15 protein-coding genes are annotated in these 20,255 nt (G+C 36.2%); 1 reads left to right on the plus strand and 14 read right to left on the minus strand.

Annotation, left to right across the window (positions count from 1 at the left end; genetic code table 11):
- Window positions 1-50: 50 nt before the first annotated feature.
- The 11 genes from MJQ71_RS12900 to MJQ71_RS12950 form a co-directional block, all read right to left on the minus strand.
- Window positions 51-1,472 carry a TolC family protein gene (locus MJQ71_RS12900; protein WP_238807037.1) on the minus strand — a complete coding sequence of 474 codons (1,422 nt, stop codon included), beginning with the start codon at window positions 1,470-1,472 and terminating at the stop codon, window positions 51-53.
- 67 nt (window positions 1,473-1,539) lie between these two features.
- Window positions 1,540-2,892 carry an HlyD family secretion protein gene (locus MJQ71_RS12905; RefSeq protein WP_238807038.1) on the minus strand — a complete coding sequence of 451 codons (1,353 nt, stop codon included), beginning with the start codon at window positions 2,890-2,892 and terminating at the stop codon, window positions 1,540-1,542.
- A 53-nt stretch (window positions 2,893-2,945) separates the two neighbouring features.
- Window positions 2,946-5,078, minus strand: coding sequence for a peptidase domain-containing ABC transporter (locus MJQ71_RS12910; RefSeq protein ID WP_238807039.1), 2,133 nt, complete (start codon window positions 5,076-5,078; stop codon window positions 2,946-2,948).
- 165 nt (window positions 5,079-5,243) lie between these two features.
- Complete coding sequence (locus MJQ71_RS12915; protein ID WP_238807040.1) at window positions 5,244-6,575, minus strand: S41 family peptidase; 1,332 nt, start codon at window positions 6,573-6,575, stop codon at window positions 5,244-5,246.
- A gap of 140 nt (window positions 6,576-6,715) precedes the next feature.
- The gene (locus tag MJQ71_RS12920) at window positions 6,716-7,408 is read right to left on the minus strand and encodes a sulfite oxidase-like oxidoreductase (protein WP_238807041.1); all 693 of its coding nucleotides are present in this window, start codon (window positions 7,406-7,408) and stop codon (window positions 6,716-6,718) included.
- A gap of 96 nt (window positions 7,409-7,504) precedes the next feature.
- Complete coding sequence (pruA, locus tag MJQ71_RS12925; protein ID WP_238807042.1) at window positions 7,505-9,136, minus strand: L-glutamate gamma-semialdehyde dehydrogenase; 1,632 nt, start codon at window positions 9,134-9,136, stop codon at window positions 7,505-7,507.
- A 94-nt stretch (window positions 9,137-9,230) separates the two neighbouring features.
- A complete protein-coding gene (locus MJQ71_RS12930; RefSeq protein ID WP_238807043.1) occupies window positions 9,231-10,076 on the minus strand; it encodes an AraC family transcriptional regulator in 846 nt (281 codons plus the stop codon).
- A 198-nt stretch (window positions 10,077-10,274) separates the two neighbouring features.
- Window positions 10,275-10,850 (minus strand): non-canonical purine NTP diphosphatase, encoded by a 576-nt coding sequence (locus MJQ71_RS12935; protein WP_238807044.1) that lies wholly within the window; start codon window positions 10,848-10,850, stop codon window positions 10,275-10,277.
- Window positions 10,851-10,936: 86 nt separating this feature from the next.
- A complete protein-coding gene (locus MJQ71_RS12940) occupies window positions 10,937-11,266 on the minus strand; it encodes a hypothetical protein (RefSeq protein WP_238807045.1) in 330 nt (109 codons plus the stop codon).
- 105 nt (window positions 11,267-11,371) lie between these two features.
- The gene (gene prfA, locus MJQ71_RS12945; RefSeq protein ID WP_238807046.1) at window positions 11,372-12,448 is read right to left on the minus strand and encodes a peptide chain release factor 1; all 1,077 of its coding nucleotides are present in this window, start codon (window positions 12,446-12,448) and stop codon (window positions 11,372-11,374) included.
- 116 nt (window positions 12,449-12,564) lie between these two features.
- The gene (locus MJQ71_RS12950) at window positions 12,565-13,419 is read right to left on the minus strand and encodes a DUF2911 domain-containing protein (protein WP_238807047.1); all 855 of its coding nucleotides are present in this window, start codon (window positions 13,417-13,419) and stop codon (window positions 12,565-12,567) included.
- Window positions 13,420-13,643: 224 nt separating this feature from the next.
- On the opposite strand from MJQ71_RS12950, the gene MJQ71_RS12955 reads away from it, so the two are divergent.
- A complete protein-coding gene (locus MJQ71_RS12955; RefSeq protein WP_238807048.1) occupies window positions 13,644-15,191 on the plus strand; it encodes a long-chain-fatty-acid--CoA ligase in 1,548 nt (515 codons plus the stop codon).
- A 56-nt stretch (window positions 15,192-15,247) separates the two neighbouring features.
- On the opposite strand, the gene MJQ71_RS12960 is transcribed toward MJQ71_RS12955, so the two are convergent.
- The 3 genes from MJQ71_RS12960 to MJQ71_RS12970 form a co-directional block, all read right to left on the minus strand.
- Window positions 15,248-16,582, minus strand: coding sequence for a Gfo/Idh/MocA family protein (locus MJQ71_RS12960; protein WP_238807049.1), 1,335 nt, complete (start codon window positions 16,580-16,582; stop codon window positions 15,248-15,250).
- A gap of 89 nt (window positions 16,583-16,671) precedes the next feature.
- Window positions 16,672-18,687 carry a glycoside hydrolase family 3 protein gene (locus MJQ71_RS12965; protein WP_238807050.1) on the minus strand — a complete coding sequence of 672 codons (2,016 nt, stop codon included), beginning with the start codon at window positions 18,685-18,687 and terminating at the stop codon, window positions 16,672-16,674.
- A gap of 20 nt (window positions 18,688-18,707) precedes the next feature.
- Window positions 18,708-20,111, minus strand: coding sequence for a 3-keto-disaccharide hydrolase (locus MJQ71_RS12970; RefSeq protein WP_238807051.1), 1,404 nt, complete (start codon window positions 20,109-20,111; stop codon window positions 18,708-18,710).
- Window positions 20,112-20,255: the final 144 nt, after the last annotated feature.

Below are 20,255 nucleotides of genomic sequence, written 5' to 3' on the forward strand. Positions count from 1 at the left end.
ATAAAGTACTGATTAACAAATAATTATGAATTGTTTACTTCCCAAAAACCTTAAAATTGTACCGCTCCAGCAAACTGCAAAGTTGCAATTGCTTTTTCATACTTTGCTTTCAATGTTTCTAGTTTTGTTTGCATTTCTAGCCATTTACTTTCTCTCGAATTTATCAAAAAAAGTGTACTCTCGCCGATGTCAAATTTCTGTTTTTCGGCTTCTAACAACCTTAATTGGCTCGAATTTGCAGAGGTTTGTTGTTCGATTTGGCGAGTCAGGTTTGTTACTTCATTGTAAGCACTTTCTATTTCTGTTTTGATTTCACGTGTAATAATCGTTTTTTCTAAAGACGTTTGCAGTTGCTTTATTCTTACAGATTGAAGTTTTCCACGTTCTTTTCTCAGGAAAATCGGCATTGCGAAATCAAATCCAAACTTATGATTATTCAGCAAAAAGGCATTTGCAAACGCATCTTTTTGGTAGTTTAAAGGAGCATTTAGCACATTAAAATTGAAATTCAGCTGCGGTTTCAACATTTCAACCCTAAACTTTTCTTCAATCGTCAGTTGTTTTTGTTTAAAAATTATTTTAGCAATTTCGGGATGATTGACTTCCAAATTTTTTAAAATCTCATCTACTTTTTGCCGTTCCAAAACCATTGGTTGAATCAATTGTGGAATAAAATCAGTGTTCAATTCCAAAGGTTGTTCGCTAGCATTCCACAAATAATTTGAAAGTGCAAGCGTTGCATTCTGAAATTCCAACGTAGATTGTTCTTTTATAACCAATCTGTCTTGTACCGTAATACTCGCCTCTACGCTATCAATGGCTGCAATTTCGCCGACTTTTGCTCTTTCACTTAACCATTTGAATCTATCTTCTGCAATTCGATAGGCTTCCTGATTTAATTTAAGTTTTTGATAAGTCAAATACCATTCCCAATAATCTTTGGCTGCCGAAAAGATAAATTTATTGATGATTTTTTGTTTTTCAGAAATGGCAATATCATTCAAAATTTTTGCTTGAAGTAACGTATTTCTTCGAGCATCAATCAATAATCCTTGTCCAATCGGCACAGTCACGCCGCTAAACAGCAAACTCGGAGATTCTTCGTTAAGTAGTTTTACTCCTGCATTGCGTTCGTAACCACCTTTCAACTCGATTCCACTATAAATTGGCACTTTCAAAATCGACTCGAAACGATTATAGTAGTCTTTTCCTTCAAAAGCTTTTCGGTCAAAAACAACAGATATTTTTGGATCGAAAAGTCCTTTTGCTTGCATCAATTCGGCAGCAGCATCCTTTATATACAGATTCGCTTGCTTGACAACTGGATGGTTTTTAAGAATAATTTCTTGAAAATCTTGAAAAGAAAAAACCTCTGTTTTTTGCGAAAAAGTCATTTGTGAGACCAATATTAAGGCAAAAAACATCCAAACCTTTGTTATTTTGTATCTATAAAACTTTACTACATTTGTCATTTTTATGCTAAAATAATAATCTTTCATTCCCCAAAATTAGTACGTATAAAAACGTGCTTTACATTTCTCATTTCTCTTTTTTGCTTTTTTCACCTTCTTCGGGAGCCGCTTTTAGACTTGGAGGAAAAGCATTTAACTGCCGCCATAATTCATACCAAACTGGCACATTATCGAGCATTATCCAGCCATAAACACCCGAACCCATCCGAAGTTGCTTTGGCCAATTTCCATTTTCTGGAGTAATTAAGAGTCGATATTCACCATTTTTACTATCAATCATGTCTATCACTTTCACTTTGCCAGCAAAAGTTCCAACCGAAACTGACGGCCAACCCGAAAACTGGATTGCTGGCCAACCTTCAAATTCCAAGCGGGCAATTCGACCTTCCTGAATCAATGGAACATCCATTGCTTTGACGTAAAGTTCAACTGCTAAATTTGGATTTATTGGTTGCAACGTGCAAATCGACTCTGTTTCTTTGAGTGTTTCGCCAATTCCCGCTTTTAGGGCTTTTACAACATAGCCATCTTGCGGAGCTCTAACAATATAAAATCCTCGACGAATATCAACACTTGCTTGTTTATTGAGCAGCTTTGATAACTCCGACTGCCCGTCTGAAAAAGCTGCCAAAGCAGTACTTCTATCGGAGCGAGCTTTGGCTATTTTTTCGGCATAATCGGCATTTACTGCATTCAACTCAATTTGGCTATTAATCAATTCTTGCCTTGAAATTGCCAATTTATTTTGTACTGAATTCAACTTATTTTGTGTTTCTTGCACTTTAAGTCTCCTCGTTTCCATTTCATTCAAAGATACAATCCCTTGTCTTTCCTGCGAAACGCCCCTTTGTAATCTATCTTGAGCAACTTTTACTTGCCATTGTTCTGCTTGCACATCAACGCTATCAGCATTTACTTTTGACCGATTCTGCTTCACTTTATTTCTTGCTTTTTCTAGGCTCAACTCCCAGTTTTTCATCAAAGCCTCTTGTTGTTTTTGTAAAGCATCTGCTTTTGCTTGATAATTTTCTAAAGCAGTTTTTTTGGCCTGCATTTGTTCGCTCAATCTGGCAGGAAGTTGCGGGTCAAAATAATCATCTTTTAACTCCGAAAGTACAACAAGCGTATCACCTTTTTTTACTAATTGTCCTTCTGTCACATTCCATTTTTCAATTCTTCCTGCTATCACATTTTGAATATTTTGTGGGCGTTCGGCTGGATTTAACGCCGTAAGCATACCTTTTCCGTTAATGTTTTGTTGCCACGGAAGAAATAATGTAATAATAAAAATGATAAAAAAACCCAAAAGCCAACGCTTTAATATGTGAGTTCCTTTGGGCGTACTAACTAATTCTTGGAGAAAAGTATCGCTTGAATCTTTCACCGAATTAGGAATATTATTTTTTGATAAATTAAGCATAAATCTTTATCTATTTAACGCCAAAAACTATTCTGCTTGAGAGTGTTTTTGGTTTAATACAAATAATTTTGAAAAGTTGGGTTTGATTTTAATTCACTTAGTTTTCCTTCTTGAACAATCTCTCCTTTGCCAAATAAAATAACTCTATCACATTTTTCCATGATACTTTCTTTTTTGGTTTCAATCAAAATTGTACAAGCATTATCGGAAGAAAGAATAAACGAAGAAATAGCCGCCAATTCTTGTTGACTAAATGAATCAAAACAGTTGGAAAGTATCAATAACCTTGGCTGAAAAAGTAGGCAACGAGCCAAGATAAGTTTGGTTTTAAAACTATCCGAGAATCGTCTTCCTCCTGAGAGAATTTGGGTTTGAAGTCCTTCTTTTAATTTGCCAATGCTTTCGGTCAACTGTAAACCTTCCAATGTTTTTCTAATAACTTGGTCGTCAATTCCTGGTCGGTTTAAGGTAATATTTTCTAAGATTGTACCATCGAAAATAGCATCAACTGTTTGATTTTTTTTCACATACGTAAAAAAATGCTCTTGCTGAATATCTCGAATCGAAATACCGTCGTAAACTATTAATCCTTGATAATCACCTAAAATTCCTGCTAAAACTTTCAAAAATGTTTCTTTTCCCGAACCATTCATTCCAGAAATAGCTATTTTTTCTGATGCTTTTACCTTTAGATTAATATTGTTCAAAACTGGTTCTTCACTATCTTGAAATTTATATTTAAGACCTTTCAAGTCTATTTCGATACCCTGTTGACGGTTTCCTAAATGCTTCAAAACACCTTTGTGGTTTTCGAGTGGCAAATCCGAAATATGACCTAATTTATCAACTGCTGTCAATAAATCGAATATCGAATCAAACGAAAGCAAGATTTTTTCAACTGAGCCAACCACCAAAACAATTACGATTTCGGAAGCCACAAACTGACCAATTGTAATTTGAAGATTTACGACTAAATATGTGCCTAAAACTAATAATCCACCAACTACTAAAACCTTGAAGAATACAGCATTATAAAATAATATAAGCAAATAATTGAAGTATTTTTTACGATATTTTAAATAATTGCCAACCAAATATTCCATTTTTTGCAACGGAAAATTATTACTTCCCGATACTTTAAATACCGAAACCATACGAGCCATATCTTGCAACCAATAGGCTATTTTGAATTTATATTTAGACTTCACAATATTGGCATCGAGCAATCTTCTACCATAAATTCTGATTATAATGATGATTATAAGCAACGTCAAAAGAGCAAAACCAATAAATAAAGGATGATACGCCGACAGTAATAACAAGCCGAAAATGATTTGAATAACGGCTGCCGTAACATCAATCAAAACTTTGGGTAATGTTTTTTGAACTGTAATTATATCAAAAAAACGATTCATCAATTCGGGTGGATAATAATTTCGGAGGCTTTCAGTTTTGATATTTGTTATTCTGTAAGTGTATTCAAAAGCTGATTTGGCAAATAATCGTTCTTGCAAATATTCAACAATTGTCAATTGCATCACTTGCATAACGCCCGAAAGTGTAAGTGCCAAAATAACCAATCCTATCAGGATATAAATCGAACTAAAAAAGACGCCACCTTGTACAAGCCCAATAATTGCCTGAATACCTAAAGGCAACGAAAGGCTAATTGTACCAATTAAAATAGCATAAACATAAATCGAAATGATGTCACGTCGCTCAATTCGGAGCATATTAATCAGCCTTTTAAATGGCGTAAGCTTAGCCGAATTTATCGGAGAATCTTCGGCTATTGACTCAACTGGAAAAAAAGTAAAAAGCTGGACATTTCCAGAGGATTCGCCCAGCTTTTCAAAAATATCTTTTACTTCCACTAATTCATTCCCATTGACAACGAATGTTTTCTTCTGTTTAGTTTTCTTTGCTGGAATAAACAAGCAAATATCTCCACCACCACTATCAAAGAAGAAAAAAGGTGTTGTAGTTTTTTTCTCAAACTCAATTACTTGAGCTTTTGAAACTTCATTTTCAATCAATAATACCCCTTTTTTTTCAATATTGGTACGCAATTCGCCAATAAATTGTTCGGGTGTATCAAACGTTGTGCTTACTTGATTTGTATAATGGCTAAAATCAAAATATAAAGCTAATTTTTCTAAAACCTTGGATAACAATCTTTCATTCATACTACTTCTATTTTCATTATTTTAAGCAAAAAGCATTAAATACCTTTTGCATTTCTAAACAAAATTATAGATTAAAATGTTTTAATGGACATTAATTTTTATTCACTCAAATGAGTTTTAGTTTTATTCCTAACGATGAAATTATTAGATTATTTAACTGTTTTCTCACTTTTCTATCAAACTTTTAGTAAAATCAAGTACAGTATCTTCTCCTCGCATAAAATCCGAATAACTTTGGTGAACTTCATATTTCGGTATTAATTGTAGTTCGGTTGTGGTATTATAGTTGATTTTGAGCAAAGGCAAATTGACCGTAAATTTAGTGTTTGGTAAGGTAAAAGAAGTAAATTCGCCCGCTGATGAGCCATCGGCAGCTCCGCCGCACGTAGTTCCGATGAGCGTTCCAATTTGTTGGTTTTTGAGATGAGCCGCCAAATAAACTGCTGTCGAAAAAGTACCTTCATTTACTAAAACATAGACATTTCCTGCAAATAGATAACTGTTTGAAGGCTCATAAAAACGGCTCGCTGTAAAGCTTTTTTTCTTTTCTCTGATAGTTGAGCTACTACTAATTTGGTATTTTTGATATGGTTTATTTAGCAGATATTTTAATACTTCATCGGCATAATCTAATCCACCACCTGCATTGTTGCGTACATCAATAATCAAGTTTTTTGTTTGTTTTTGGGCGATTTTTTTGAAAATATTCAGAATTTCAGTTCTAAAATTACCATTTTCAAACTCATTTCCATCGAAACTTCTGATTCGTAAAATATCTGTTTTTGCGTTTAGTTCACTCAAGTAAATATTCTTATAAAACTCCGCATTTCGGATTGGATTTCGCTCGGCTTCCATTTCTCGTAAATAGGCCAATGGTTGTGTTTTCACACGTACATTTTTCACTTCTTTGTTGATTTTTACTTTAAGATTCAATTCATCTTGTTCATCAAAAAACAGATAAAGCAGCCGTCTAAAATTTCGTTGCAGATAATATAATTCTACATCTGAGTTTTTCCCATCGCCATTTTGAAAGGTATATTTTGACAAATTTTTAATCAATTTTCCAATCGGAATTTCTTCAATTTCAATAATTTCAGTTCCTTTTATTAACAGATTATTTTCAGACAGATTTCTCGAAACGTAAACTTTATTATCAAAAATAGCTACATCCATCGGTAAAAATTTTGGATTTACATTATTTGGTCGAATCAAACGTTCATCAACCAAAATTGAAGAATGACCACATTGAATGGCACGCGTGAGATTCAAAAAATGTGTAAATGTTTGCTTGACTGTGAGTGATTTCTCAACCCGATACAACGAATCGTAGATTTGTTGAAAATGGTTTTGTTCAATAAATTTGTAGGGATTAGGGTGAATTTCCTCAATTCTCTCCTTTAAAAAAGCCAAATCTGCATGAATTTCGGTTGGGGTAAACGTTTGCCCAAAGCCATTCATACAGATAAGTAAGAAGCAAATAAAGAAATTTTTGGGCATTTATTATTAGGGTTTCAAGTAATCAAATTAACGTTAAAATGGCTAAAATATTAGTTTTATTACCGAATTATTTCGATTCATTTAAAAAAAAAAGAGTCGTATAAAATTATCCGACTCTTCTCAAAAACTATCAATTCTTCTCAACTATACCTATCATTTCGCCAAGGATAAGCAGTATTTGAGTAACCTCTTTCTTCCCAAAAACCTAGTTTGTTTTTTGGTAAAAATTCAATTCTTTTTATCCATTTTGAGCCTTTCCATGCGTAAAGTTGCGGTGTAATCATGCGAGCAGGCCCACCATGTTCTTTCGTTAAAGGTTCGTTATAAACTGTATGAGCAATCAAAACATCTGGTTTCAAGGCTTCTTCAAGCGAAACATTGGTTGTGTAAGTATCATAACCATAACACATGATATGAGTAGCAGTTTCTTTGGGTTGTACCAAAGCAGCCAAATCAACCAAACGTACACCTTTCCAAACCATGTCCATTTTCGACCAAGTGGTTACGCAATGAAAATCGCTCGTGTCTTCTACTTGCGGCAAAGCCATGAAATCCTCCCACGTTAAAATTACTGGATTTTCAACTTCGCCATTAATGGTCAATCGCCAACGCTCAAGTGTAATATCAGGATGATAACCCAAATCAAGCACAGGCCATTTGATGGTTTTTGTCTGCCCAGTAGGTAATTGTGGCATTCCATGACGATTGACAGCTCCAGTTCCCATTGGCTTATGATCGGCCATCGAAGGCGTATTTTTCATTTTATCCTCAAATCGAGTTTTCAACTTCATTCTCGCCTCGATTATTCGGTCTAATTTACTTTGTTCTTCCATGGTTGTATAGAAATAAGAAACAAATGATATAATTACTCAACAATTTTATTGCTCTTTTGTTCTCACATCATTTTCCTGATATATTCTTGATTAATTTTATTCTTCCCCTAAAAATGGATATTTATAGTCAGTTGGAGAAACGAAGGTTTCTTTGATTGTGCGAGGTTGAACCCAACGGAAAAGGTTCAAAATTGAGCCAGCTTTGTCATTTGTTCCAGATGCTCTTGCTCCTCCAAAAGGTTGTTGGCCCACCACAGCACCTGTTGGTTTATCATTGATATAAAAATTACCTGCTGAATTAACTAATTTCTTCATTGCTAAGTCAACGGCGTATCTATCTTGTGAGAAAATTGCTCCTGTGAGTGCATACGGCGATGTTGCATCAACCAATTCTAGCGTTTTTTCAAAGTCTTTTGGTTCGTAAACATAGATTGTTAATACTGGGCCAAAAATCTCTTCACACATGGTTGTATAATTTGGGTCAGAAGTTTGCAATACTGTTGGTTCAACAAAATATCCTTTCGATTTATCTCCATTTCCACCCGCAATCACTGTGATTTTGTCGCTTTTCTTTGCATTATTAATATAGCCCATTATTTTATCAAAAGATTTTTCGTCAATAACTGAATTCACGAAATTTGAAAAATCTTCTGTGCCACCCATTTTGATTTCTTTCAAATCGGCAATTACTTGTTCTTTTACTGCTGGCCAAAGATTTGACGGAATATATGCACGTGAAGCTGCCGAACATTTCTGCCCTTGATACTCAAATGCACCACGTACTAAACCAGTAGCCAAAGCCTTCACATCGGCCGACTCGTGAGCCATTACAAAGTCTTTTCCACCAGTTTCGCCTACAATTCGTGGATAAGTTTTGTATTTGGTGATATTTTCACCGATTGTTTGCCAAATAGTTTGGAAAACTTTCGTACTACCTGTAAAATGAATTCCTGCAAAATCTGGATGTTTAAAGATAATATCACCAGCCACTGGGCCATCTACATAAATTAAGTTAATAACTCCATCGGGCAAGCCCGCTTCACGCAAAACCTCCATGATAACATTAGCCGAATAGATTTGTGGATATGCTGGTTTCCAGACAGTTACGTTGCCCATCATGGCAACACACGCTGGCAGATTTCCTGCGATGGCTGTAAAATTGAAAGGTGTTAAAGCAAAAACAAATCCTTCAAGTGGACGATATTCTACACGATTCCACAAACCACGCACCGACTCAGGTTGGTTTGTATAAATTTGCTGCATAAATGCTACATTGAAACGCAAAAAGTCAATAAATTCACAAGCAGCGTCAATTTCGGCTTGATACGCATTTTTCGACTGCCCTAACATTGTAGCCGCATTAATTTTTGCTCGATATGGGCCAGCCAAAAGGTCAGCCGCTTTCAAGAAAATGCTTGCTCGTTGTTCCCAAGAAAGATTTGCCCAAGCAGTTCGAGCATCCAAAGCAGCATCAATGGCTTTTTTAACGTGGGTTGCATCTCCTTCGCTGGCATAACCTAAAATATGTTGGTGGTCGTGAGGAGGAGAAAGTTTGATTTTATTATCTGTATAAATAAGCTCACTGCCTATATACATCGGCACTTCGATGACCTTAGAGCGAGCTTCAGCAATTGCTTTTTTGAGGGCGATTTTTTCGGAAGAACCCGCTGCATAATTTAAAACAGGCTCATTAATAGGCGTTGGTACTTTAAAAAAGGCATTATTCATTGTTGATGTAAGTTTTGATGATTTGTTGGGCGAAATTACTGAAAAGATTTGAAATTACTCGTAGAGGCGTGGTTGCGTATCTTCTCTACATATATTAATTTTCCATTGCTGTTTTATATTCTCTTGGACTTTTTCCTTTGAGCTGCTTAAAGGTTTTATTGAAATGTGATATATTATTAAATCCTACTTCAAAACATATATCAGCAATGGGTTTATTCTCGAATAACAAACGACAAGCCTGATTAATTCGATATTCATTCACAAAGTTTGTATAAGTAAGGTGGGTAATTTTTTTGAAATATCTACAAAATGAAGGAATCGTTAGGTTGGTCAAATCAGCCACTACTTGAATATCAACACTTTGTTGATAATTGTGTTCAACATATTCATAAACTTTATTGATGCGGTCTTCATCTTTGTGGCTAAAATCGAAGCGTTTGTCGGCGGCATTTAACACCAAAAATTCGGCCGTTGTAGCGAGCGTATGGAAAATATTAAGCAGTTCGACTAACCTTTCAAAATGAGAAAGTGCCAACATCCTTTGAAGTTTAGATGCCACTATTTTACGGGCTTTTCCGTGAAACGAAAGTCCTTGTTTGGCTCGTTCAAAAAGTATTCGGATATGTTCCATCTCAGGTTTTTGCATAAAATCTTCTCCCAAAAAATCTTTGCGAAGTTGTACCACAATTTCTTCGTGTTCACCGATTACTCCATAACCAAAACCTGTGTGTGGCAAATCAGGGCCAATAAAAACCAATTCACCTTCTTCGTAATTTTTGAGATGCTCGCCAATGTGTAGTTTTCCCGAACCTTTTTTTACGAATACAATTTCGTATTCAGGATGATAATGCCAAAAATAACGGTCATTTTCTGACTTCCAATTGATTAATCGGAATGAACTGCCAGTATCAGGAGATATTTTTTCGTACTCAACTTTCATGCTTTATTACCATTATACTTGTAGCAAATGTATATCAAATGTTAATAAGGCACAAGTATTTGATAATAATGGAATAGTTTTTTTGTCAGAATTACTTCAACTTTGCATCAGAAAAAAGAGTTGATTACCTTTCTGAGACAATCAGAAATACTTTTACCTATGAAGAGTTTTTGAGCGAAACCAATGGTTTCGCTTTTTTTATGCTTCTTTTAGAAATGCTATCATCTTTGCCACAGCCAAACCACGATGGCTGATTGGATTTTTTTCTATAATACTCATCTCAGCAAAAGTGCGGTCGTACCCTTCAGGAATAAACAGCGGGTCATAACCAAATCCTTGCGAGCCACGTTTTTCGTGAATGATTTTTCCACGAATAATTCCTTCAAAATGATGAGCAATCCCATTGATAATCAACGTAATAACACTTCTAAATTGAGCAGCACGGTTTTCGACTCCTTCCAGATTTTTGAGTAGTTTTTGCATATTATTTTCATGATTTCCATGTTCGCCAGCATAACGAGCCGAAAAAACACCTGGTTCTCCACCCAAAGCGTCAACTTCTAAGCCCGAATCATCGGCAATACAATCAATCTGAAAACGCTCCCAAACATACATGGCTTTTTGTAACGAATTGCCATCGAAAGTATCAGCCGTTTCTGGTATATCATCAAAACAACCTATTTCATTTAATGTCTGTAATTGAAATTTTTCGCCAAGAAGTGATTGTAATTCTTCAATTTTATGGGCGTTGTTGGTTGCGAGGCAGAGTTTCATATTAAAAATAAATAGAGAAGAAATAAGGTTGTTTGGAGTTTTTTGAACGAATTACCAAAATTTCTCGCAAACAACCTCATAAAAAATTACATGGTTGAGAACCAAATAACTTGTCCGTTTCTTAGGGCATCCAAATCTAATTGAACTGGACGTAAACTCATTGGACACATTATTGCGTCTTTTGTTTCTTGGTTACCATCGGCATCAGTAACGTCGATTGTTGTTTCTTGACATTCATCACCGCCTAATTCTAATGTATTATCCCACTCATTTTCGTCATATCCGAGCCAAACGATAGAATCTAAATCGTCGGTATAATACAATGAATAAAGCATCCATGTGTTACCGTCGCTTGTAACGGCATACATTGAATTAAAATAGTGTTCTTCGGTGATGTCAGTTGGAGTTGTTTCCATTGTGATTAGGTATATAAATTGGTTAAGTGTAAAAATGCTAACAAAACTGTTGTTCGTGAACGCACGCACAAATCGCTCAATCTCCTCAAATTCAAAACTTTACACTTATACCATCATTCCCTCTTTCATTTTATCAGCATTATCCGCAATACGGAGTTGCTCGATAAAACCACCAATTTCTCCTTCCATTACTGTTGGTAAATTATAAACAGTGTAACCAATTCGGTGGTCGGTTACACGGCTTTGAGCATAATTATAAGTTCTTATTTTGTCCGAACGGTCGCCTTTGCCAATCAAACCTTTTCGTTCGGCCGAAATAGCATCATTGTGTTTTGTCATTTCCATTTCGTATAATCTCGAACGCAAAACCGACAATGCTTTTTCACGATTTTTGATTTGAGAACGCTCATCTTGGCAAGAAACCGTAATTCCTGAAGGTAGATGCACCATTCTAACAGCAGAATATGTTGTATTTACTGACTGTCCACCAGCACCTGACGAACAGAATGTATCAATTCTTACATCGTTCATATTGATTGTTAAATCAACCTCATCTGCCTCAGGTAAAGCCGCGACCGATGCCGCCGATGTGTGTACACGGCCTTGAGATTCGGTGGCTGGTACACGCTGCACACGATGCACGCCAGACTCATATTTGAGTTTTCCATAAACATCATCGCCTTCTACTTGAATCACAATTTCTTTGTATCCACCAGCCGTTCCTTCATTGTGGTCGAGTAAAGTCATTGACCAACCTGGTTGTTTTTCGATAAAACGTTGGTACATTCTAAACAAATCTCCAGCAAAAATTGACGCTTCATCTCCGCCAGTTCCTGCTCTGATTTCAAGAATTACATTTTTACTATCATTTGGGTCTTTCGGAATTAGCATTTCTTTCAAAATTGCTTCCATTTCATCTCTTTGTGGCACAAGCGAGTCTAATTCTTCTTTTGCCATTTCACGCATATCCTCGTCTTTTTCGTTGGCAATGATATCTTTTGCATCATCAATATTAGAGAGTACATTTTTGTAAACTTTCAACTGATTTACAATTTTCTCCAAATCTTTGTATTCTTTGCTCAAACGGGTAAATTTCGTCATGTCCGATACTATTTCAGGCATCGTCATTTGCTGCGAAACTTCCTCAAATCGTTCTTTTATGGCTTCTAATTGTTCTAACATAATTGTATTTCAATATAACAAATCGTTCTATAATTTAATGTTTTACAACGATTTTTCGTTCATTTCTTTGGCAAATTTTGGTTAAAATTCGCAATTTTTCTTACAAATTTTGCTAATCAATATCCTTTTTTACACTGTGAAAGTACCGCTTGATTTAATTTTATATACGCATCGTCACCTGCTTTCTTGGCTAATTCCATTGATTTTTCTGCATTCGGAATAGCCACAGCACAATTATTTTGTTTCGCCGCAATGCGTGCAACCAATTGATACGTCCAATATTCTTTGTCTTTTTCCAACACTTTATTTGCCCATTCTAAAGCTTGGTCAAGTTTGATTCCTTTTTGGTAATAGTAATCCGCTGCCGAAAAATAGGTATCGGTCGTAACATCTGCTTTTGATGTTTTTTCAGTAATTTCTGCTAAAATTTTCTCCTCAACTTTCTGTTCAATTTTGAATCTTACTTCGGTACTTTCCCATTTAATTGACAAAAATGCCGTTGTAGGCGTAAATTCTACAAAATCAATGGTCATTTTTTCGGCAAATTCTTGCGGTTGCATCGGTTGAACATTGAATCGAATCACATCTTTATTGATGTCGTAGCCGTAAGACCCCCATTGTTTATCATCACGGTTGAAAATAATCGTCCATTCATTTTTTCCTGGAATGGTATAAAGTCCGTAGCTTCCTGCTTTCATTGCAGCACCATTAACTAAAACATCATCATCAAATTTGATTGACGTAATCTTGTTTGCTCCAGTACGCCAAATTTTCCCATAAGGCACTAAATCACCAAATATTTTTCGTCCTTTTACCGAAGGTCGGCTATAATCAATCGTAATTTTTGTTAAACCTAAAGACTGTGTTAAAGTAGTTGACGGACTCGCCGCTGGCGTATTGATTTGGGCAAAAGTCTGAGTCGATACAATGATTAAAATTATATACAGCAAAAATTTAGTAAAACGCTTCATTTTCAAGATGATTTTAGGTTTGTATTGAAGTGTAAAGTTAAGACTTATCTTTCGTTGACGAGTAGTTTTTGAATAGATTTTTGTTTTTCACTCTAAAAAAACGTCGTTTTATAATCAATTTTTGAATAATTACCACAAATATATATTCCCAAAAAACAAATAAATCTTTTCAAAATACTATTTTAATCATAAATTGCGATGATTAATTTAACCCTTCATTGACTATGTTTAACCTATCGACTGTTCTAGAACACCACGCCCGTAACTCTCCAAGTAAAGAAGCACTTATATTTGCTGATAAACGAATTACTTTTAGTCAACTAGATGCTGCTGCTAATCAAGTTGCCAACGGATTAAAAAACCTAGGTATTGGGCATGGTGATAAAGTAGCTCTGACTTGTCCAAATTTGCCTTATTTTCCGATGATATATTTCGGAATTTTGAAAACTGGGGCAACCGTTGTGCCTTTAAGTGTTTTACTTAAACGCCACGAAATTGCTTATCATTTACAAGATTCGGATGCAAAAGCCTATTTTTGCTTTGTTGGAACACCTGAAATGCCAATGGGACAAGAAGGACACGCTGGGTTTGAAATGGCAGATTCTTGTGAAAACTTTTTTATAATTACACCTTCGCCAACTGATGCATCTCCGATTGTAGGGACAAAAACAATGGGGATGCTAATGGCAGGACAATCACCAACATTTCAAAGTTTTTTTACATCGCCTGACGATACAGCCGTAATCATTTATACTTCAGGAACAACGGGGCGTCCGAAAGGAGCTGAATTAACACACTCAAACCTTTTCTTGAATGCCAATTTGAGTAAAGATTTGCAAGATTTAAACTACAATGATAAAACGATGCTCGTATTACCGCTTTTCCATATTTTTGGACAAGTTGTTTGTATGATTGCCAGCATTTATCGTGGAGCAACGGCCGTTCTTGTACCAAGATTTGACGCAGAAATGGTTTTGTCTTTACTTCAAAATGAAAAAATTACGCATTTTGCAGGCGTTCCAACCATGTATTGGGGACTATTGAGTTATCCTAACATCGAAAAATTTGATTTACAAGCCATCAAAAGTACACTTCGAGTGTGTTTATCGGGTGGAGCTGCTTTGCCCGTACAAGTTTTGAAAGATTTTGAAGCAAAATTTGAAGTTGCCATTTTGGAAGGTTACGGAATGTCAGAAGGCTCGCCGGTTGTTACTTTCAATCATCCTGACAGAGTGAGAAAACCAGGTTCGGTTGGTACACCCGTTTGGGGCGTGGAAGTTTGTATCAAAGACGAAAACGGCAATGAATTAGGAGCGAACGAAAAAGGAGAAATTTGTTATCGTGGACATAACGTAATGAAAGGATATTACAACCGCTCAGATGCCACCGCCGAAAGTATCAGAAATGGTTGGTTACATTCGGGTGATATTGGTATTCGTGATGAAGATGGTTATTACTTTATTGTTGACCGCACCAAAGATATGATTATTCGTGGGGGTTATAATGTATATCCACGAGAAGTTGAGGAAGTGATGATTCAAAATCCTGCCATTTCGATGGTAGCAGTAATTGGTATTCCAAGTGACGAGTATGGAGAAGAAATAAAGGCTTGTGTAGTTCTAAAACCTGAAACTACTATTACTGAAACTGAATTAATTGCTTGGACGAAAGAGCGAATCGCTTCATATAAATATCCTCGTATTATCGAATTTATGAATGCCCTTCCAATGGGGGCTTCGGGTAAGATTTTGAAAAGAGAATTAAGAAAATAAAAAAATAGGGGTTCAAAATCTTGAACCCCTACACATATATTTCGGTCGGTAAAATATCAATACTTAAACGGTTTTCCGCCAGCCATTACTTCTTGCGTTTTTTCATCGAAAGTTACTTTCAAACCAGTACGATAAGCTGCTGTTGCCATGATATTTGCAATCGAGTGCGAATAACCTGCTTCAATCGGAGCATTTGGTGTTTTACGGCTACGTACGCATTCCATCCAGTTTTTGATGTGGTTGAATGTCAATGGATCTCCACCAGTATTGGCATCAGTTGCTACTTTATCACCTTGTAAAGTTAATTTTGGCAATAAATTCGCTTTCATTCCCATTGTTTTTGCATGACTTTCTGTCAAACCACCTGTTGGAGAAATTTCGTTCGTATCCAAATTAATCATTCCACCATTTGAGTAATACAATTCTTTGGTTTCGCCAGCTGAGTTTGAGAAACGAGAAGTAAACTGCACTTGGAAACCAGATGTAGGGTCATTAGCTGGGCCGTAATCAAATACAACTGTCATTGTATCAGCATTTGTGCGACCATCTTTCCATTGATAAATTCCTCCGTTAGCAACTGCACTTCTTGGGTGAGCAAGACCGCTAAACCAGTGAACTGTATCAATTTGATGACTCATCCATTGGCCTGGAATACCCGAAGAATATGGCCAAAATAAACGATATTCTAAGTATTTACGTGGGTCGAACGCTTCAAAAGGGCGGTTCATTAAATAACGTTTCCAATCAATGTCCGATTCTTTCAAATCTTTTACTAATTCTGGGCGTCTCCAACGTTCTGGCTGATTCACATTCCACATCAATTCAACCATTACGATTGGACCAAATTTACCAGATTTAATAAAATCTTCAGCGGCAAAATAGTTTGCTCCACTGCGGCGTTGTGAACCAATTTGGACAATTTTACCCGATTGTTTCACGGCTTTCAAAACTGCACGAGCATCAGACATTGTTTCTGCCAAAGGCTTTTCGGCATATACGTCACAACCTGCTTTTACAGCCTCAATTGTGTGTAAAGCATGTTGAAAATCGGCTGTACTCATAAATACAGCATCAACCATTTTAGAATCGTACAATTCTTCGTTGTTTCTGAACGCTTTTACGTCAGTACCCAATTGTTTTTGGTAAAATGCTTTCCCTTCTTCACGACGACGACTCCATAAATCAGAAACCGCAACCATTTCAAAGTTCATACTTTTGGCAAGTTCCTTGAAAGGCCCAACGTGAGAAGCACGGTGACGGTCAGAAAAACCGATTGTTCCGACACGCACACGGTCGTTTGCACCAATGATTTTGCCATAACTCTTTGCTGAAAAACCAGTGGCTACTCCAGCCATAACTGATTTGATAATAAAATCTCTACGGGTTGTCATAGTTTTTATATTGATTGAATATTGCTTATTGTAATGTTGTAAATTTAATAATTTTTTTAATCGTTTACGAGCCTTTTTCTACCAAATTACTAATAACTAAGTCCATCTCCGAATTTGAATAGAGCATAATTTGGTTCCATAAAACCTGGTACATCAGATTTGTTTTCTTCAACAGCTTTCATTGATTTTGGGGTTGTAAAAGGCATTTTTCCAGTAGGTTTAAAAGCTCCACTTACAATATCCAAAAGTGCATCTTGAGTTGTACCAAAAGTAGCCAAAACAGTTTGGGCTTTCCCTTTATCAATTTCATCAATTACCCACGGATTTGTAAAGTTTATTGCCAAAATTGTTGGTTTTGAGTTCAAGATTTCATTGACATGAGCCACATCAATTTTGTTTTTTGAAAGACTTAATTCAATGGCTTGCCCACCTGAACTAAACAAACCGCCGCCGCTTGGAATCAACCATAATAATACTAAATCGGCTTCTTCTTTAGTCGAAACAAATTCGATATTTGAATTTTGAATAATAGGCTTATTTACATTAATAGCCGAACCTTGTGCTTGTCCTCTACCGCCACTTTCTTTGTAGGTTTCAAAATATACCTTCGTTTTTTTTGAGATAGGCAGTAGTTTTTCATCATTTCTAAGCAAAACAATTGATTTTCTAAGAGCCAAATCAGCCTTTTTCTGAAATTCAGCATTACCAACAATTTTCGTGGCAGCATCGGCATCAACATAAGGATTTTCAAACAAACCTAAATCGAATTTCTCTTTCAAAAGCCGAGCAATTGATTCGTTGATTCTGGTTTCTGAAACTAAGCCTGTTTTCACAGTTTCGAGTAATAAAGCTGGGTCAGCACCGCCCGAAAAAATATCAACTCCTGCATCAAGGGCTTTTTGGTAGCGTTGCACTATCGTCAGATTTTCAACACCCCAAGGCATCATATCAATCGGGCCAGTATCAGAGTTAATAATACCTTTGAAACCAAGCTTTTTTCTCAATAAATCTTGAATAATTGCTTTGTTGTACGAGAATCCAACTTCTTCCATGTTCTTGTCTTTCGGAGCAGAATAATAAGGCATGATTGAAGATGTACCCGCATTGATGGCTGCAATAAATGGTTTTACGTGATAATCGAACATTCCGCCTGGGTAATGAGCATTTTTTCCCCAATCGAAATGCGAATCTTGACCGCCAACTTGGGGGCCACCGCCTGGGAAATGTTTGGTAGTCATCGCTACCGAATTTTTATTGAGTTTAGTGCCTTGAAAACCCAACACTATTTCACGAATCATGCTTGAAGCTAAGTCGGCATCTTCGCCGAAAGTTCCTTCAATTCGTTGCCAACGTGGCTCAGTCGATAAATCGGCCATGTACATATAGCCTTTTCGGAGTCCAACTGACGCCCATTCTTTAGCGGCGATTTCGGCAAATTCACGAGTCAATTTCAAATCTCGCATAGCTGCCATGCCCAATTCGCCTGGCCATTTTGAGAAAACCGTTGTTCCTACGCTCAAACCAACCGAAGCATCAACCGTTACGTGATTTCGTGGATTTGAGGCAACTATTGCAGGAATTCCCAAACGTGAGGTTTCGCACAAGGCTTGTAGATTATTCGACCAATCAGCCATGATTTTGGCATTTGTATTTGCTCGCAAAATAAAATGACGAAGATTATAAGTCATTACGCCCTTGGTTGTTCCTGCTGACGACATCATCGGCACGGGCAAAGGTTTGCGAGTAAACATGTTATTTGGTTGAATCAAATCTTCCTCGTTGAAACTGCTCGTAATTTCAGTTCTTGGGGCATTTTGTTGAAATATCAAGTCGCCACCCATTCGGGTTGTACTGATAATCATGAAACCGATTTTTTCCTCCAAAGTCATTTGCGAAATCAAATCTTTGACTCTAACTTCTTGCGGTAAACGCCAGTCTTCGTACTTGTCAAGTTTGCCGTTTTTATTAAGGTCTTTAAATTCTAAACCGTTAATTTTCAGGGTTTTAACTGAACGAAAACCAAGACTCGGCTGAACTGGCTTTTGGGCAAAACTAATGCTTACACTCAAAAACAAAGTGATTGCAAAACTATATTTTCTTTTCATTTGAAATGTTATTTTGAAAATTATTTCAATTCACGAATTTTTATATTCTTGAAAGAAACATTATTACCGTGGTCTTGTAGCAATATATTTCCTTTATCTCCAGCTCCAAAACCGTTGTAATCTTTGTATTTACTACGAGCGACCAAAGCATTAAAAATATTGCTTTTACGTTCGTATTCAAGTACTTTAAAGCCATTTAACCAATGTTGAACAATGTTATTTGGATAAACGATTACTCGCCCTTGATTCCAATCACCAATTTTTTTAATGAAACGTCCATCCATTTTTAAATCTTTGTCGATTTTATACGACGGAATCAAATCATACAAACTCGCCAACGTACGATTTCCAACTACTCCCATTTTTGCATCTGGATGTTTTACATCATCCAATACTTGAAATTCAAGTCCAACTCCTGATTTTCCACCCGAATCAAAAGCTTCGTTTACAAAGTATTTTACGCCTGAGTTTGCTCCTTCGGTTAGTTTAAATTCAAAAACTAATTCAAAAGCTCCATACTGCTCATTTGTTACAATATCATTGCCAGTTTCTGAACCATCCGACGGACTAACGTTGATTGTTCCATCAATTACGCTCCAATGTTTTTGTGGCATTTCTGTTCCATGAACTGCTCTCCAGCCAGTAAAATCTTTGCCATTAAAGAGCATTTTGAAACCCTGTGCTTCTTCTTGTTCAGAAAGATTATTCAGCATCAAATTTACCACTGGACAATTATCCGTTGGACTAGGTTTGAGGTTTTCAGTTTGAATTTTGATATTTTTCCAACGAATTTTCATGCCTTCTTTCATTGGCCCATAAATTGAATGCACTTGTAAAGCAATGAATCCTTTGGCCGTCATGTCATCAATTAAATGTGCGGTTGGCACACCATTAATAAATGTACGAAGGGTATTTCCAATAGCCTCGATGCGGTACTTATTCCATTGTCCTACAGGTTTGAAAGCCTTTTTACCTTCTGGATTAATATTTGGAATATAAAGCCAATCACGGCGACCTTCGTCATAAATTGCACCAGACCAAGCACGTGCCGATGGGTCAACTTCCATTTGATAGCCATGTACACGACCATTTTGGTAATCAGGTTTTGAAAGACTACGAAACTGTACACCGCCGTTCATTTCGTTATCAAGTTTTAGGTCGAGTTCGAGGATAAAATCACCGTAGTCTTTTTCGGTACACAAAAATGAATTTGGTGTATCTTTTACGGTAGTACCTACGATTTCACCATTTTCAACGATATAAGTAGCATTGCCACCACGTTGAGTCCAGCCTTTTAAATCTTTCCCATTAAATAAGTTTGTCCACCGAGCCTCGGTTCGATTTTGAGCAGAACTTAATTGGGAGAATGATAAAATGAGTGCCGCAATAGATATTGAATAGACAATAATGAGTGTTTTTTTCATGCTTGTGTCGGGTTAAATAATGAATCAAAATTAGTGATTAAAGGAATACCAATCTAATACCCATTTAACTAAAAGTATTAAGATTTTGATATTTTATTGACCTAAAATAATTTTTATGGACATAGTTTTAGTATCAAAATTTAT

This window comes from Emticicia aquatica (genome assembly GCF_923079645.1).
GTDB classification, from domain to species: domain Bacteria; phylum Bacteroidota; class Bacteroidia; order Cytophagales; family Spirosomataceae; genus Emticicia; species Emticicia aquatica.

Excerpts from the sequence above, each read along its gene's own strand:
- MJQ71_RS12900 (WP_238807037.1), bottom strand. The coding sequence starts at position 1,472 with ATGACAAATGTAGTAAAGTTTTATAGATACAAAATAACAAAGGTTTGG.
- MJQ71_RS12905 (WP_238807038.1), bottom strand. The coding sequence starts at position 2,892 with ATGCTTAATTTATCAAAAAATAATATTCCTAATTCGGTGAAAGATTCA.
- MJQ71_RS12910 (WP_238807039.1), bottom strand. The coding sequence starts at position 5,078 with ATGAATGAAAGATTGTTATCCAAGGTTTTAGAAAAATTAGCTTTATAT.
- MJQ71_RS12915 (WP_238807040.1), bottom strand. The coding sequence starts at position 6,575 with ATGCCCAAAAATTTCTTTATTTGCTTCTTACTTATCTGTATGAATGGC.
- MJQ71_RS12920 (WP_238807041.1), bottom strand. The coding sequence starts at position 7,408 with ATGGAAGAACAAAGTAAATTAGACCGAATAATCGAGGCGAGAATGAAG.
- pruA (WP_238807042.1), bottom strand. The coding sequence starts at position 9,136 with ATGAATAATGCCTTTTTTAAAGTACCAACGCCTATTAATGAGCCTGTT.
- MJQ71_RS12930 (WP_238807043.1), bottom strand. The coding sequence starts at position 10,076 with ATGAAAGTTGAGTACGAAAAAATATCTCCTGATACTGGCAGTTCATTC.
- MJQ71_RS12935 (WP_238807044.1), bottom strand. The coding sequence starts at position 10,850 with ATGAAACTCTGCCTCGCAACCAACAACGCCCATAAAATTGAAGAATTA.
- MJQ71_RS12940 (WP_238807045.1), bottom strand. The coding sequence starts at position 11,266 with ATGGAAACAACTCCAACTGACATCACCGAAGAACACTATTTTAATTCA.
- prfA (WP_238807046.1), bottom strand. The coding sequence starts at position 12,448 with ATGTTAGAACAATTAGAAGCCATAAAAGAACGATTTGAGGAAGTTTCG.
- MJQ71_RS12950 (WP_238807047.1), bottom strand. The coding sequence starts at position 13,419 with ATGAAGCGTTTTACTAAATTTTTGCTGTATATAATTTTAATCATTGTA.
- MJQ71_RS12955 (WP_238807048.1), top strand. The coding sequence starts at position 13,644 with ATGTTTAACCTATCGACTGTTCTAGAACACCACGCCCGTAACTCTCCA.
- MJQ71_RS12960 (WP_238807049.1), bottom strand. The coding sequence starts at position 16,582 with ATGACAACCCGTAGAGATTTTATTATCAAATCAGTTATGGCTGGAGTA.
- MJQ71_RS12965 (WP_238807050.1), bottom strand. The coding sequence starts at position 18,687 with ATGAAAAGAAAATATAGTTTTGCAATCACTTTGTTTTTGAGTGTAAGC.
- MJQ71_RS12970 (WP_238807051.1), bottom strand. The coding sequence starts at position 20,111 with ATGAAAAAAACACTCATTATTGTCTATTCAATATCTATTGCGGCACTC.